Origin of the sequence: Nocardiopsis sp. FIRDI 009, assembly GCF_003386285.1 — a bacterium.
Classification (GTDB): domain Bacteria; phylum Actinomycetota; class Actinomycetes; order Streptosporangiales; family Streptosporangiaceae; genus Nocardiopsis.
Genome location: NZ_QPNC01000001.1, coordinates 147,329 through 162,957 on the forward strand (window position 1 = coordinate 147,329; position 15,629 = coordinate 162,957).

Sequence of the window (15,629 nt, forward strand, 5' to 3'; positions counted from 1 at the left end):
TCGCCCTCCACCACCCTCAACTGACGGCCTGCGGCCGCGGCGTCCCCCACTCCGTCGCCCTCCACCACCCTCAACTGACGGCCTCCGGCGTGCCTCCACGCGGCTGTGTCCGGTTGGGGTAGAAATCGGGCAGGAGGTCCGCTCCGGGGCACGTGCGCACGGAGACGGCTGGACGACGTCCGCGGTCACTATGTGGGTGTTGCCCGAATCGCCGCGGGGGGCAACCCCTACGATCTCGGTACCCGAGAGTAACTCCTGAGAGGGGCGATCCACCGTGCGCCGAGTCGTCTGTCCGGGATCCTTCGACCCCGTGACCTTCGGACACATCGACATCATCGGCCGTGCCGCCAAGCAGTACGACGAGGTCGTGGCGGCCGTCCTCAACAACGTCAACAAGCGCGGCCTGTTCACCGTCCCCGAGAAGCTGGACATGCTCAGGGAGAGCACCGCCGACCTCGACAACGTCCGGGTCAGCGAGTTCGACGGGCTCCTCGTCGACTTCTGCCGGGCCAACGGCATCGAGACCATCGTCCGCAGCCTGCGCTCGGTCAGCGACTTCGACTACGAACTCCAGATCGCGCAGATGAACTTCCAGCTCTCCGGCGTGGAGACCGTGTTCATGACCGCCAACCCGAAGTACTCGTTCCTGTCGTCCAGCCTGGTGCGCGAGGTCGCCCAGCACGGCGGCGACGTCTCCACCCTGGTGACGCCCTACGTCCAGGAGCGCCTCCGGGACAAGTACGGCAAGCGGCCGGACGCCTAGACCGCGCCCGCTTCGGGCCTCCCACCGCCCTCCGGTCCGGATTCCGGCGGCTGATTTGGGTGGTCGGGCCCATGATAGGTAGAATCTGGGTTTGACCCCGAGCGTCGCCGTCCTTGGCGTGCGCGCGGGCTGGTCACGCCGCAACCGTCGCCTTCCCGACGCGTCCCGCGTGTCCGGCATATGACGACCTCTCGTGAAAGCGCGATTACCCTGTCTCGTCCAGAACCCCGTGACCCGTTCGTGGTCGACACCCGCCAGCTGGGCCGCCAGCCGGGGTCGATGCGAACCGTCAACCGCATCGTGGCCGTGCCGGAGGCCTTCTCCGGGGCGATGGCGAGCGTGCCCGAGGGGAGCGAGGTCGAGCTCGACCTCCGGTTGGAGGCGGTGATGGAGGGCGTCCTCGTCACCGGTACCATCGGCGGCCAGCTCACCGCCGAGTGCTCGCGCTGCCTCGACCCCCTCTCCGACGACCTCGAAGCCGGTTTCCAGGAGCTGTACCGCTACCCCGGCGACGACGAGTCCCCCCTGAGCGGTGAGGACGCGGAGGACGAGGATGAGGACTACTATCTAGAGGGCGATCTGCTCGACCTCGGACCGGTGGTCAGGGACGCCGTCGTGCTCGCGCTCCCGCTCTCACCGCTGTGCGGACCGGACTGCCCCGGCCTGTGCGCGGAGTGCGGCGTCAGACTCGCCGAGGCCGGTCCCGACCACAGCCACGGCGAGCGCGTCGACCCACGCTGGGAGGCTCTCCGCGCCATCGCGGAGGATCCCGGAGAACGATGAACTCGTGAACCGGTCACGGGGGCGCCCATCCGGTGCCCCCGTCGAACGGAGCACACCCTCCCCGCCGCAGCGCGCGGGGTGACCAGATAAGCGACCTCCCGCGACCGCGGGGGTGACCCAGGAGGATTGAAGTGGCCGTCCCGAAGCGGAAGATGTCGCGGAGCAACACCCGGACCCGCCGTTCCCAGTGGAAGGCGTCGCGCCCGGTGCTGGTCAACTGCCCGCGCTGCCGTGACCCGAAGCAGCCCCACATCGCGTGCCCGACCTGCGGTACCTACAACAACCGTCAGGTCACCAACCCGGCGTAACGCACTCGTGTCAGGCTTCGGGTCCCATGCCCGATTCCCGATTCGCCTCGGGGCGGACCCGCACGTCGGGTCCGCCCCGACGTGCTGTCGCACGGGGGTTGTAGCGTGAGTGACCCGCTCCTGTGTGGGCAGTAGACAACCAGAACCGCACAAGCACCCACCAGTGATCCGGGCTCATCCGGGTTCCCGAGTTCGTGGTGGCTGCCGGGGGGGCACCGCTCCCGCGACGGTCACCTCGTGTTCGAGCGCCCTTGCCGGGCCGAGGATCCACACCCGACCGCAGGTCGCGCGCCCCCACGGGACGCGTCAGAACAGGGAAGTGAACTCGCGTGGCAAGCCAACTCTCCGTCTCCGAGGCCAGGGCGTTCCACAAGGCGATCGGTGTCGAGGTCGATCCCAAGATCCTGCTCCGCGCCCTGACCCACCGCTCCTACGCCTACGAGAAGGGCGGTCTGCCCACCAACGAGCGCCTGGAGTTCCTCGGTGACTCCGTGCTCGGTCTGGTGGTGACCGACACCCTCTTCCGCAAGCACCCCGACCTGCCCGAGGGCCAGCTGGCCAAGCTGCGGGCCGCCGTCGTCAACATGCGCGCCCTGGCCGACGTGGCGCGCGGCCTGGGCATCGGGGCCTACATCCGCCTCGGCCGGGGTGAGGAGGGCACCGGAGGGCGTGACAAGTCCTCCATCCTCGCCGACACCCTCGAAGCCATCATCGGCGCCGTGTACCTCGACCGGGGGCTGGACGTCGCCTCCGAGTTCGTGCACCGGCTCTTCGACCCCCTCATCGCCACCGCCTCCGGCCTGGGCGCCGGGCTGGACTGGAAGACCTCCCTCCAGGAGCTGACCGCCGCCGAGCTGCTCGGCGTCCCCGAGTACCACGTCGACGAGAGCGGACCGGACCACCAGAAGACCTTCCGCGCCACCGTCCGCGTCGCGGGGGAGAGCTACGGTCTGGGCGAGGGGCGCAGCAAGAAGGAGGCCGAGCAGCAGGCCGCCGAGTCCGCGTGGAAGGCCATCCGGGCGCGGTCCGACGCCGCCGCCGGATCCGAGACGTCCGCCAAGAGCCAGAACCGGAGCTGAGGTGCCCGAACTCCCCGAGGTCGAGGTCGTACGCCGCGGCCTGACCACCCACGCGCTGGGCCGGACCGTCGGCGCCGTCGAGGTCCTGCACCCCAGGTCCGTGCGTCGCCACGTGCCCGGAGCCGCCGACTTCGCGGCCCGTCTGGAGGGGCGCGTGCCGACGGCCGCGCGCCGGCGCGGCAAGTATCTGTGGCTGTCCCTGGACAGCGGGGAGATGCTGCTGACCCACCTGGGGATGAGCGGCCAGATGCTCGTCCAGCCGCAGGGGAAGCCCGACGAGAAGCACCTGCGGGTCAGGCTCCCCCTGTCGGACGGCCAGGAGTTGCGGTTCGTCGACCAGCGCACCTTCGGCCACCTGCTGGTGGACGCCCCGGGGGAGCGGGACGACGTTCCGGCCTCGGTCGACCACATCGCGCTGGACCCCCTGGACCCCGACTTCGTCCCGGAGGTCTTCGTGCGCGCCCTGCGCGCGCGGCGTACGGAGGTCAAGCGGGCCCTGCTCGACCAGTCGCTGATCAGCGGCGTCGGCAACATCTACGCCGACGAGGCGCTCTGGCGCGCCCGGCTGCACTGGTCCCGGTCCACCCGGGGACTGTCCTTCGCCCAGGCGACCGAACTCCTGGGGCACGTGCGCGACGTCATGAACGAGGCGCTGGAGGTGGGCGGGACCACCTTCGACGGGCTGTACGTCGACGTCAACGGGCGGAGCGGCTACTTCGAGCGCGGTCTGAACGCCTACGGGCGCGAGGACCGGCCGTGCGGTCGCTGCGGCGCCCCGATCATCCGCGAGGCGTTCATGAACCGCTCCTCGTTCAGTTGCCCGCGCTGCCAGCGGGCGCCGGGAACGCGCCGTTGAACCCCTCCGGCGCCGCCGGGGACGGAGAGGTCAGGAAGGTCGGGCGTGTTGGTGAGGAAACTGTCTCCTTGAGGTAAGGAAAGGTGCGGCGCGTGGAGAACCGCGAGGAGCCCGTCCGGCTGACCGCCTGGGTGCGGGGTCGGGTCCAGGGAGTGGGTTTTCGCTGGTGGACGCGGTCCCGGGCGCTCGAACTGGGACTGAGCGGCGCCGCGACCAACCTCGCCGACGGTCGGGTCGAGGTGGTCGCCGAGGGACCCAGAGGCGGCTGCGAACGGCTTCTGGAGCACCTGCGGGGCGGCCGGACGCCCGGTCGTGTGGACTCCGTGGTGGAACGTTGGTCATCGCCTGGGGGGACGTTCACCGGATTCGTCGAGCGATGAGTATGCTTGTGGCGTAACGTGATTCGGACCGTCTCGCGGCGGCCCCGAGGAGGCTGCGGCGGGACACCGGTCCACTCCGCACACGCCTTCCGGCGTGCGGCACCCGGGGCGGGCGCGTCCGGATCGCGGGACCTCACGTGCCCAGGTCATTCCGGCCCGGGGTGTGGTCGTTACCGACTGTTGTAATCCAATCTTGACCAGCGACGCGCGGAGTGAGATTCTGGAAGGCACATCGCGCAATCTGCCACCCGTTGGAAACGGCTCGTCAGTCGAGTGTCTCCGGGGTTTCGTGTGCGCGTCTCACCACTGGTCACTCAGCGTGGAGGACCCACATCATGGCGAAGGCTCTGTTTGGCCACGTCGGCGGCTCCGACCCTCGTATGGTCCAGGAGATGCGACGGCTCCAGAATCGAGTACGTGACCTTGAGGCCGAGGTCAGCCGCCTCCAGGCACGCAACGACCAGCTCAGCATGGCCGTCTCCGACGTCGCCGTCAGTGCGACGGACCGCGAGCCCGCGCTCGCCTAACCCGCGTCGTCGACCCACCGGGCGTACACCCGGCCGACCGCGCGACACGTGAACCACGGATGGGACGCCGCACGCAGCACCTCAGGCGTCCCTGACGGCGGTTCCGTCAGCCGCTCCGCGGTCCTCTCGACCCAGCGGTCCGACAACCCAGAACCCTCCGCCGCAGACTCTCTTTCCTTTTCCTTGCGGCATTATTTACCGTTGTACCCGGCGAACACCCTCGCAACCCTCCGTGTTCGCCGGAGCTCCCCCGGCCCGACCGTGGCCCACCTCATCGCGGCCCGTCGGCGCGAACCGCGCACGTCACCTCCGTCTTCGTGGCACCCTTGGATGATGCCGCGCGGCGCCCCACGTCACAGCGGGCGTCGACGCCGTACGTGAGATGGCCGTGTGGGCCCGGTGGCCGGTGTGGGAGGTGTGGGTGTACCTGAAGAACCTGACGCTGCGCGGCTTCAAGTCGTTCGCGTCGGCCACCACCCTGCGTTTCGAACCCGGGATCACCTGTGTGGTGGGCCCCAACGGCTCGGGCAAGTCCAACGTCGTCGACGCCCTCTCCTGGGTGATGGGCGAACAGGGCGCCAAGTCCCTGCGCGGCGGCAAGATGGAGGACGTGATCTTCGCGGGCACCTCCACCCGCCAGGCCCTCGGCCGTGCCGAGGTCAGCCTCACCATCGACAACACCGACGGCGCCCTGCCGATCGACTACACCGAGGTCACCATCCGCCGGACGATGTTCCGCAACGGCGGCTCGGAGTACGCGATCAACGGCGACACCTGCCGTCTCCTCGACATCCAGGACCTGCTCAGCGACTCCGGCATCGGTCGCGAGATGCACGTCATCGTCGGCCAAGGGCAGCTCGACACCGTCCTGCACGCCGGGCCCGAGGAGCGCCGGGCGCTCATCGAGGAGGCCGCGGGCATCCTCAAGCACCGCAAGCGCAAAGAGAAGGCGATCCGCAAGCTCAACGCGATGCAGGGCAACCTGGACCGGGTCACCGACCTCACCGCCGAGCTGCGCCGCCAGCTCAAACCCCTCGGCCGCCAGGCCGAGCTGGCCAGGCGCGCCGCCGTCATCCAGGCCGACCTGCGCGACGCCCGGCTCCGTCTCCTCGCCGACGACATCGTCACCCTCACCGACCAGCTGGCCAAGGAGGAGGCGGACGAGAAGGAGGTCCTCGAACGCCGCGCCGCCACCGAGGCCAGCCTCACCCAGGCCCAGGAACGCGAGACCGCCCTGGAGACCCAGTCCGCCGAGGCCGCTCCGGTCCTGGCTCGGGCCTCGGAGACCTACCACTCCCTCTCCCGTCTGGCCGAACGCCTGGACGCCGTCCGCGGACTGGCCGGCGAGCGCCACCGCAACCTCGTCGCCGTCACCGACGAGCCCGTGAGCCGCCGTGATCCCGAGGAACTGGAGATGGCGGCCGAGGAGGCCGCCGCCCAGGAGGAGGAACTGCTCACCCGGTTGGAGGAGGCCCGCGAGGCGCTGGAGGTCTCCGTCGAGGAGCGGACCTCCGCCGAGGACGCGCTGCACCGCGAGGAGAAGCGGCTGGAGGCGGCCACCCGCGCCTCCGCCGAGCGCCGTGAGGGCATCGTGCGCCTGGGCGCGCGCGTGGAGAGCCTGCGCGGCCGGCTCGGTGAGGGGGAGGCCGAGATCGCCCGGCTGGAGGAGGCCGCCCGGCAGGCCGCCGAGCGCGCGGCCGAGGCCCAGGCCGAGTACGAGATGGCCGCCGAGGAGTCCGCGGGTCTGGACGAGGGCGACGCCGAACTCGACACCGCCCAGGAGCGGGCCGCGCGGCTGCTGTCGGCGGCCGAGGCCGAACTCAACGAACTCCGCGACGCCGAACGCGCGGCGGAACGGGAACGCTCCGCGCTGGCCGCCCGCAAGGAGGCGCTCGAACTCGGACTCGCGCACAAGGACGGCGCGGGCACCCTGTTGGAGGCCGGGCCGGACGGACTGCTCGGGAGTCTGGCCGCGCTCGTCCAGGTCGAACCCGGCCAGGAGACCGCCGTCGCCGCCGCCTTCGGACTGGCGGCGGGGGCCGTGGCCGTGGCGTCCCCGGAATCCGCCGCGGAGGCCGTCCGACTGCTCAGGGAACGGGACGCGGGCCGGGCCGGGATCGTGGTCGCGGGCGCCGTGCCCGCCCCGCCCCGCGAGGAGTGGCCCGCCCTGCCGGACGGGACGCGCTACGCCGTCGACGCGGTGACCGTCCCCGCGGACCTGCGCGGCTCCGTCACCGCCCTGCTCGACCGGACCGCCCTGGCCGCCGACGCCGACCACGCCCGGCACCTGGTCGACGCCGTCCCCGGGGTGCGGGCGGTCACGCCGGACGGCGACCTGTTCGGCGCCGCGCTCGTCCACGGGGGCTCCGCCGCCGCGCCCAGCCTCCTGGAGGTCCAGGCCGCGGTGGACGAGGCCGCCGAGCGCCTGGAGGCGGCCACCGAGACCGCCAAGCGCGCCGCCGCGGACCTGGAGGCCAAGAAACGCGAACGCGCCGAACTGGCCGAGGCCGTCGAGGAACTCACCGCCCGCCGTAGGCAGAGCGACCGCAAACGCAACGAGTCCGCCCAGCGTCTGGGCAAACTCGCCGGTCAGGCCCGGTCCGCCGAGGCGGAGGCCGAACGCTACGCCGCGGCCGCGGCCAAGGCGGCCACCTCCCGGGGCGAGGACGAGGCCAAACTCGCCCGTCTGGAGGAGGAGCTGGCCGAGGCCGAGGAGATGGCCGCCTCCATCGAGGAGGACGCACCCGACCCCGAGACGCGCGACGCGCTCTCCACCCAGGCGGCGCGCGCCCGCGCCGCCGAGATGGAACGGCGTCTGGCGGTGCGCACCGCCGAGGAGCGCGCGCGCTCCGTCGCCGGACGGGCCGAGGCACTGCGCGCCCAGGCCGCCGAGGAACGCCGTGCCGTGGAACGGGCCGCCGAGCGCAGGCGGACCCGGGCCGCCCAGGCCACCATCGCCGAGGCGGTCGCCGAGAGCGCCCGCCTGGCCCTGGAGCGGATCCGGGTGTCCCTGGTCGCGGCCGAGACCGAGCGGGCCGCCGCCGAGGCGGCGAAGGAGGAGCGCGACGCCGAACTGCGGACGGTGCGCGCGCGGGTGCGGGAGCTGTCGGTCGAGTTGGAGAAGCTCACCAGCTCGGCGCACAGCGGAGAGGTCGCCCGGGCCGAGCGGCGGATGCGCCTGGAACAGCTGGAGACCAAGGCCGTCGAGGAGATGGGCGTGGACGTGCCCACACTCGTGGCCGAGTACGGGCCGAAGGTGCCGGTGCCCCCGCCCGCCGACGCCGGTGAGGACGCCGAACCGGTGCCGTACGTGCGCGACGTGCAGGCCAAACGCGCCCGGAGCGCGGAGCGCCAGCTCAACCAGCTCGGCAAGATCAACCCGCTGGCGTTGGAGGAGTTCGCGGCGCTGGAGGAGCGGCACGCGTTCCTCAACGCGCAGCTGGAGGACCTGAAGAAGACCCGCCGGGATCTGCTGGAGATCGTGCGGGAGGTGGACGCGCGGGTCCAGGAGGTCTTCTCCTCGGCCTACCTGGACGTGGAGCGCGAGTTCGCCGCGATCTTCGGCCGCCTGTTCCCGGGCGGTGAGGGTCGGCTGCTGCTGACCGACCCCGAGGACATGCTGACCACCGGTATCGAGGTGGAGGCCCGTCCGCCGGGCAAGAAGGTCAAGCGGCTGTCGCTGCTGTCGGGCGGCGAGCGGTCGCTGACGGCGGTGGCGTTCCTGGCCGCGATCTTCAAGGCGCGGCCGTCGCCGTTCTACGTCATGGACGAGGTCGAGGCCGCGCTGGACGACACCAACCTCCAACGGCTGCTGGTGATCTTCGAGGAGTTGCGGGAGTCGTCCCAGCTCATCGTGATCACCCACCAGAAGCGCACGATGGAGGCGGCCGACGCCCTCTACGGTGTCACCATGCAGGGGGACGGCATCTCCCAGGTGATCAGCCAGAAGCTCGACCGCCCCGCCTGAGGCGGACCGGTGCACGCGCCGGGACGGTCGTGCCGGAGGCGGCCCGCCCCGGACGCGCGCGGGGCCGCCCCCGAGAGGCGGCCCCGGTCGGTGCCCGTCAGCCCCGGTCGATGGTGATGACCGGGGACGTCCAGGTCTCCCAGTGGTCGGGGTCGTCCTCGTCGCCCAGTGCCTTGAGCGCGCGGACCTCCAGTCGGTAGTCACCGTCCCGGACCTGCCGGTCCCGGTGCGCGTCGCTGACCGTCCCGTCCCAGACGTAGGAGAAGAACGCCGTCGACGTCTCGTTGCGTCCGACGTTGGTCACGTCCACCGCCACGTTGCGGCGCGGGTGCACCGGACGGCCGGTGCGCTCGCTGATGACCCGCATCTCCAGCCGTGTCACGTGGTGGTCGAAGTGCGCGATGACGTACGGGTAGTCGGGCAGGCCGTCGACCCAGCTCATGGAGTAGGTCGCGCCGTCCGGCTGGTTGGCGAAGGCGCCGCCGTTCGGCGCCGCGCAGTCCAGGCCGTTGAAGACCTCGCACTCGGTGATCCGGGTCAGCCAGGGCAGTTCCTGGACGTTGCCGTCCCCGTCGGTGATCGGGGTCATCGCGTCGATCTCCTGGTAGTCACCGGCGTAGGCCGCGTAGGGGACCCGGTAGGTCTCGCCGTCGACCTGGGAGACGGTCACGTACCCGCCGTAGAGCAGCTGGTCGAGCTCGGAGGCGGGCGGGGTGATGGTCACCTCGACCTCCACCGAACCGCCCGCGCCGACGGTCACCGTGTCGGCGTCGAAGGTCACGTCGGCGAAGGCGTCGTTGAAGGACGGGGTGAAGGTGCTGCCGTGCGTGCCGAGCGCCGCCTGGTGGCCGAGCTCGTAGGTGGCCTCGCTGTCGCCGTCGTTGGTGATGGTGACGGTCTCGGTCACCGCCTCCTCGGTCTCGCCCGGTGCCAGCTTGCCCGGGGTGACGGTCGTCGTGGCCAGGACCGCACCGGGGATGTCCACCATGCCCGCGCCCTGCCGGTGGACGTTGTCGAGGAAGCCGAGGTCGGCGTTGCCCCACCACGCCTTGGGGTCGGCGCTGTTCTGGAGGACGGTGCGCACCTCGTCGGCCGCCAGCCCGGGACGGGCCTGGAGGAGCTGCGCCACGGCGCCCGCGACGTGCGGCGAGGACATGGACGTACCGCTGATGGTGGCGTACCCGCCCTGGTCCATCGGGTAGGTCGAGTTGATCAGGCCGCCGGGCGCGCCGATGTCGGGTTTCAGGTCCAGGTCGGGCGACATGCCGTAGGAGCTGAACGAGCTGATCAGGCCGCCGGTCGGGTTGGGGGTGCTGACGGTCTGGTCGGACCAGCTGAGGGTGACCGGCTCGGAGCCCTTCAGGAGTTCGGTCAGGTGGGCGCCCGCCTCGTCGGAGACGCCGATGGCGAAGGCGCCCCGGTCGGTGATGCCGCCCCCGGCGAACATGCCGGGCACGTTGTTGTGGATGACGACGCCGGTGGCGCCCGCGTCCAGCGCGGTGTCGTACTTCTCCGCGAAGGTGCAGTCGCCGCGCACGATCAACGCGGTCCGGCCCTCGGGGTCGCCCTCCAGGGTGTCGCCCAGGGACGAGCAGGCGCGGCCGATGTAGACGAGCTCGTCGGTCTCACCCTCGGTGGGCGGCGCGGCGGCGGCGCTCATCGCCATGAAGGGCAGCGCCTCGCCGCTGGGGTTGACGACCACGGACGCCGCGCGGATGTGGGTGTTGTCGTAGGCGGCCACCCCGATCACGTCCTCGCCCAGGCCGGGGGCGCCGGCCGAGTAGAGTCCGGTGGCGCCCGAGTTGCCGATCGAGGCGACGACCACCATGCCCTCGTCGACGAGGTTGTCGGCGGCGACGGCGGTCGGGTAGCCGGGCCAGCTGTGGGAGGAGCCGATGCTCATGTTGAGCACGTCCATGTCGTCGGCCAGGGCCCGCTCCATGGCGGCGATCATGATGTCGGCCGTGGTCGACCCCTCACAGCCGAACACCTTGTAGGCGCCGAACTCCACGTCGGGCGCCACGCCGGTGACCTGTCCCTCGGCTCCGATGATCCCGGCCACGTGCGTGCCGTGTCCGTTGCAGTCCTGCGGGTCGTCGTCGGGGACGGGGACGCTGGTGGGGTCGGCGGCGTTGAAGTCGTCACCGACGAAGTCGTGGCCGGTGACGACGCGGTCGCTCGGGAAACCGCCCGGACCGCCGAGGTCGGGGTGGGTGTAGTCGATGCCCGTGTCCATGACGGCGACGCGCAGGCCCTCGCCGGTCAGGCCGAGTTCGCTCTGGCCGATGTCGGCGCCGGTCATGCTCAGCGCGGTGTCCATGTCGGGTTCGGCCTGCTCCGGCTCGGGGACCGCGTGACGCGTGACCGGGTAGATGGCGCGCACGCCGGGGATCTCCCGGGCCGCGCCGACCTGGGCGTCGTCCATCTCGACCGAGAAGCCGTTCCACAGTTCGCCGAAGGCGTGCCGTTCCTCGTACTCCAGGCCGTACTCCTCGGCCTCGGCGCGGAACCGGCGCTGCTCGTTCTCGACGGCTGCCTCGGAGTTGCCCTCGGCCTGGGCGGGTCCCTCCAGTTCGATGAACCACAGTCCCTCGGCCTGGTGGGTCATCTCGCCGTTCTCGGCGCTGGGGGCCGGGTGGAGGGGGGCGAGTTCCGATCCTTCGTCGGCGCTTGCGGGGGCGGCCGTGACGAGGCCCGCTATCAGGGTCAGCCCGGCGAGCGACGCCAGGTGCGATCGGTGGGATACCACCTTGTCAACACATCCCTTCTCGGTGCGTCGCGGAACACCGGGGGAGCGGACCATCCGGACGGTGACGGATTGGCGTGTACCGATGGATAGTCCGTGTGGTGTCCGTTATCGGTTTTTCGACGCACATAGCACCGAGATCATTGCGGTGAGTCATAAGCGTGTCAATGTTCTCCGAGACTCGATTCGGCCACATGGGGGAATGAATTGAACTAACAGCATCATGCTTCTCATGGGGCAACAAATCGGGCAGATAAGGCTTTTACTACTTAATTCGTCAAAAAGGGATGTAGGTGGCCTGGTGAGGGAATCCTCCCCGGTCCCGCCCCGCTTCGGGCGGAGGAGAGCCGACTTCCGGGGTCTGAACAGGGACGAAAGACTCACGAGTACAGTGGGGGAGTCGGGTCACCGCCGGTGACCCGACGGTGTGGATCGAGCGAAGTCCGGTCACGAGGCCCTCCGGGCCGCCCAATCCGGTGCTGTCCCGCAACTGTGAGGCCCCGCCCCGGCGGGGACGAGCCAGGTCGCCTCGCCCGCACCGACGCAACCGTCCTCGTGGGAAGGACCGGCCGTCCCCCTGGGCCGTGCTCCCCTTCCCCCTGCCCGACCCAAGGAGCACAGTGCGGATCGCACGCAGACTTCCCCTCGCACTCCTCGGCGCCGCGCTCGCCCTCACCGCGTGCGGCGGCCCGGCCTCCGAGACCGACCAGGACTCCGCGCCGGCCGATGACGGCGCCTTCCCGGTCACCCTCACCGACGCGCTCGGCGAGGTCACCCTGGAGGAGGCGCCGGAGCGGATCGTCTCCCTGTCGCCCAGCCACACCGAGATGCTCTTCGCCATCGGCGCCGGTGACCTGGTCGAGGCGGCCGACGAGTACTCCGACTACCCGCCCGAGGCGCCCACCACCGACCTCAGCGGGTTCACCCCCAGCGTCGAGGCGATCGTCGAGTACGACCCCGACCTGGTCATCCTGGCCCGCAGCGCCGAGGACACCGTCCCGCAGCTGGAGGCCGTCGACGTCCCGGTCCTGACGATGGACGCCGCCACCGACATGGCGGACGTCTACGACCAGATCCGCCTGCTCGGCGACGCCACCGGCATGTCCGAGGAGGCCGACGCCGAGGCCGACCGCGTCGAGACCGAGTTCAACGAGGTCGTCGAGAACGTACGGGCCGAGGTCGGCGAGACCGACCTCACCTTCTACCAGGAGCTCGACGACACCCTCTACTCCGCCACCTCCGACACCTTCGTCGGCCAGATCTACTCCTCCTTCGGCCTGGTCAACATCGCCGACGAGGCCGACGACGGCACCTCGGGCGGTTACCCGCAGCTGTCCCAGGAGTTCGTCGTCGAGCAGAACCCGGACCTGATCTTCCTGTCCTACGGCGGTGCGGACGCCGTCAGCGCGGTCGCCGAGCGGCCCGCCTTCGACACGGTCACCGCGGTCCGCAACGACGCCGTCATCCAGCTCGACGAGGACATCGCCTCCCGCTGGGGTCCGCGCGTGGTCGACTTCGCCGAGGCGGTCGGCGCGGCCGTGATCGAGAACGCCGGCGCGTAGGTGCGGGGCGAGGCCGGGCCGAAGGCGTCCGCGGGCGAGGGGCGTCGGCCGCCGACGACCCGCCCCGTCGCGGGGCGCCCCCTCGGCCTCCCCCTCGGGTGGCTGGCGGGCGGCGCCGCGCTGCTCGTCGCCTCCGTCCTCCTCGGCGTCACGGCGGGCGCGGCGGACATCTCCGCGGCCGGCATCGTCCGCCACCTGCTCAGCCTCGTCGCACCGCGGGTCGAGAGCCCGCTGACCGACCGGCAGGCGGCGCTGCTGGTCGAACTCCGCCTGCCCCGGGTGGTCATGGGAGCCGTCGTCGGCGCGCTCCTGGCCACCGCGGGCGGCGCCTACCAGGGGGTGTTCCGCAACCCCCTGGCCGACCCCTACCTGCTCGGCGCCGCAGCGGGCGCCGGGCTCGGAGCGACCCTCGTCATGGTCTTCGGCCAGGAGCTGACCGACACACCCCGGTCACTGGTCCCCGCGGCGGCCTTCGTCGGCGCCCTGCTGGGGGTGGCGGCGGCCTACGCGCTGGGATCGACCGCGGGAGGAGGGGGAACCGCCTCCCTCGTGCTGGCGGGCGTGGCGGTGTCGTCCTTCCTGTCCGCCGCGCAGACGCTCGTCCAGCAGATCGGCGCGGACCAGCTCCGCAGGATCTTCTCCTGGCTGCTCGGCGGGCTCGGCCGCGAGGGGTGGGACGACGTCCGGCTGGTCGCCCCCTACGCGGTGGTCTCCCTGCTCGTCCTGCTCCTGTGCGGCTACCTGCTGGACATGCTCGCCCTGGGCGACGAGAAGGCGATGAGCCTCGGGCTCAACCCGGCGGTGGTGCGCGTGGTCGTCATCGGCGCCGCGTCGCTGGCCACGGCCGCCGCCGTGGCGGTGAGCGGGCTGATCGGCTTCGTCGGGATCGTCGTACCGCACGTCGTACGCCGTCTCGTCGGCGCCAACTACCGGGCGATCCTCCCGGTGACCGTGTTCCTCGGCGGCGCGTTCATGGTCGTGGTCGACATCGTCGCCCGCACGATCGTGGCCCCGGCGGAGCTCCCCCTCGGCGTGGTCACCGCCTTCCTCGGAGCGCCCTTCTTCCTCCTCATCCTGCGCACCACCCGCCACCGGACCACCTGACGCGCCCCGCCGACGGGCGGCCCGACGACCACGGTGAACGCTCTGGGATACTGGAGCCGCTATGGACTACACCTTGCTCGCAATCCTGATCATCGTCGTCGCGCTCCTGGTGATCGGCGGATCCTTCCTGGTCACGTCCCGACGCTCGGTCGCGCCGGGCAAGGAGGAGACCACACCCGAGGTCACCGGTGAGCCCCCGACCGCGGCTCCCGCGGAGGACCGCGACCGGAGCGCCGAGGCGGTCGCCACGCCCCCGGCGCAGGCGCCTCCCGTGGAGGAGGCCGTCAAGCCCGCCGAGCCGGAGCTGGAGACGCCCCCGCCGTCCGCGGGTCGGATGGTGCGCCTGCGCGCCCGGCTCGCCCGCTCGCAGAGCTCCTTCGGTCAGGGGCTGCTCAACCTGCTGTCCTCCGACACCCTCGACGAGGACACGTGGGAGGAGATCGAGGACACGCTCATCACCGCCGACATCGGTGTGACGTCGGCCGCCCAGATCGTCGACCACCTGCGCACGCGGGTGAAGGTGCTCGGCACCCGCGACACCGACGAGGTGCGCGCCATGCTCCGCGAGGAGCTGCTCAACCAGATCGGCGCGGACACCGACCGCACGGTGCGCACCGAGCCGCACGGGGACCGCCCCGCCGTGATCATGGTCGTGGGCGTCAACGGCACCGGCAAGACCACGACCACGGGCAAGCTCGCCCGTGTGCTGGTGGGGGACGGCCGCAGCGTCGTGCTCGGCGCGGCCGACACCTTCCGCGCCGCCGCCACCGAGCAGCTCCAGACGTGGGGCGGCCGGGTGGGCGCCCCGGTCGTGCGCAAGGAGGAGGGCGCGGACCCGGCCAGCGTCGCCTTCGACGCCGTCTCCCGGGGGATCGACGACGGTGCGGACACGGTGATCATCGACACCGCCGGACGCCTGCACACCAAGACCGGCCTCATGGACGAGCTGGGCAAGGTCAAGCGGGTCGTCGAGAAGAAGTCGCAGGTGGACGAGGTTCTGCTGGTCCTGGACGCGACCACCGGCCAGAACGGACTGCGCCAGGCGCGCGTGTTCGCCGAGGTCGTCAACGTGACCGGGATCGCGCTGACCAAGCTGGACGGCACCGCCAAGGGGGGCATCATCGTGCAGGTCCAGCGCGAGCTGGGTGTGCCCGTCAAACTCGTCGGACTGGGCGAGGGGCCCGACGACCTCGCCCCCTTCGACCCCGAGGTCTTCGTGGACGCCATCCTCGCCGCGGACTGAGCGGTGCCTGCCCCGGGCCTCCGCTTCGCTTCGGCCCGGGTTCGGGCGCCCCGAAGGCGGGGATTCCCCACCCTCCTCGGCGGCGCCCGCCCGTCGCCCTCCACCACCCTCGACCGACGCCTACGGCGCAGCCCTCCTCCTGGCGCGTTCCCCGCCACGCGGCTCGCCTCGTCGTGCGTAACCCCGTCGGCGCCCGGACGGCGCCCCCTGGGGTGACTGTCCCGAACTCCGAGCGGCCGGGCACCCCGAGCGGGGCCCGGCCTTCGTCGTGTCCGGGGGTGTGACCGGCGTCATGTCGCGGAAACCCGATC

General features: G+C 71.6%; 12 protein-coding genes. 11 read left to right on the plus strand and 1 reads right to left on the minus strand.

Annotation, left to right across the window (positions count from 1 at the left end):
* Positions 1 to 274: 274 nt before the first annotated feature.
* The 8 genes from coaD (at position 275) to smc (ending at position 8,663) form a co-directional block, all read left to right on the plus strand.
* Positions 275 to 763 carry a pantetheine-phosphate adenylyltransferase gene (coaD, locus tag DVR05_RS00625; protein WP_116243799.1) on the plus strand — a complete coding sequence of 163 codons (489 nt, stop codon included), beginning with the start codon at positions 275 to 277 and terminating at the stop codon, positions 761 to 763.
* 240 nt (positions 764 to 1,003) lie between these two features.
* Positions 1,004 to 1,546 carry a DUF177 domain-containing protein gene (locus DVR05_RS00630; protein ID WP_116243800.1) on the plus strand — a complete coding sequence of 181 codons (543 nt, stop codon included), beginning with the start codon at positions 1,004 to 1,006 and terminating at the stop codon, positions 1,544 to 1,546.
* A 131-nt stretch (positions 1,547 to 1,677) separates the two neighbouring features.
* Positions 1,678 to 1,854, plus strand: coding sequence for a 50S ribosomal protein L32 (gene rpmF / locus DVR05_RS00635; RefSeq protein WP_013151268.1), 177 nt, complete (start codon positions 1,678 to 1,680; stop codon positions 1,852 to 1,854).
* Between the two features lie 329 nt (positions 1,855 to 2,183).
* A complete protein-coding gene (gene rnc / locus DVR05_RS00640; protein ID WP_116243801.1) occupies positions 2,184 to 2,933 on the plus strand; it encodes a ribonuclease III in 750 nt (249 codons plus the stop codon).
* Between the two features lies 1 nt (position 2,934).
* Complete coding sequence (gene mutM, locus DVR05_RS00645) at positions 2,935 to 3,789, plus strand: bifunctional DNA-formamidopyrimidine glycosylase/DNA-(apurinic or apyrimidinic site) lyase (RefSeq protein WP_116243802.1); 855 nt, start codon at positions 2,935 to 2,937, stop codon at positions 3,787 to 3,789.
* A 92-nt stretch (positions 3,790 to 3,881) separates the two neighbouring features.
* Positions 3,882 to 4,169 (plus strand): acylphosphatase, encoded by a 288-nt coding sequence (locus DVR05_RS00650; RefSeq protein WP_116243803.1) that lies wholly within the window; start codon positions 3,882 to 3,884, stop codon positions 4,167 to 4,169.
* A 335-nt stretch (positions 4,170 to 4,504) separates the two neighbouring features.
* Positions 4,505 to 4,696 carry a hypothetical protein gene (locus DVR05_RS00655; RefSeq protein ID WP_017598204.1) on the plus strand — a complete coding sequence of 64 codons (192 nt, stop codon included), beginning with the start codon at positions 4,505 to 4,507 and terminating at the stop codon, positions 4,694 to 4,696.
* A 421-nt stretch (positions 4,697 to 5,117) separates the two neighbouring features.
* Positions 5,118 to 8,663: a chromosome segregation protein SMC gene (gene smc / locus DVR05_RS00660; RefSeq protein ID WP_116243957.1), complete on the plus strand. Its 3,546-nt coding sequence runs from the start codon at positions 5,118 to 5,120 to the stop codon at positions 8,661 to 8,663.
* Positions 8,664 to 8,760: 97 nt separating this feature from the next.
* Here smc and DVR05_RS00665 read toward each other — a convergent pair whose 3' ends face one another.
* Positions 8,761 to 11,412, minus strand: a complete 2,652-nt coding sequence (locus DVR05_RS00665) for a S8 family serine peptidase (protein WP_116243804.1) — start codon at positions 11,410 to 11,412, stop codon at positions 8,761 to 8,763.
* A gap of 617 nt (positions 11,413 to 12,029) precedes the next feature.
* On the opposite strand from DVR05_RS00665, the gene DVR05_RS00670 reads away from it, so the two are divergent.
* The 3 genes from DVR05_RS00670 to ftsY all read left to right on the plus strand — a co-directional run bounded on the left by DVR05_RS00670 (position 12,030) and on the right by ftsY (position 15,318).
* Positions 12,030 to 12,971 (plus strand): ABC transporter substrate-binding protein, encoded by a 942-nt coding sequence (locus DVR05_RS00670; RefSeq protein ID WP_116243805.1) that lies wholly within the window; start codon positions 12,030 to 12,032, stop codon positions 12,969 to 12,971.
* Positions 12,972 to 13,073: 102 nt separating this feature from the next.
* Complete coding sequence (locus DVR05_RS00675) at positions 13,074 to 14,075, plus strand: iron ABC transporter permease (RefSeq protein ID WP_116243958.1); 1,002 nt, start codon at positions 13,074 to 13,076, stop codon at positions 14,073 to 14,075.
* A 61-nt stretch (positions 14,076 to 14,136) separates the two neighbouring features.
* Positions 14,137 to 15,318, plus strand: coding sequence for a signal recognition particle-docking protein FtsY (gene ftsY, locus DVR05_RS00680; protein ID WP_116243806.1), 1,182 nt, complete (start codon positions 14,137 to 14,139; stop codon positions 15,316 to 15,318).
* Positions 15,319 to 15,629: the final 311 nt, after the last annotated feature.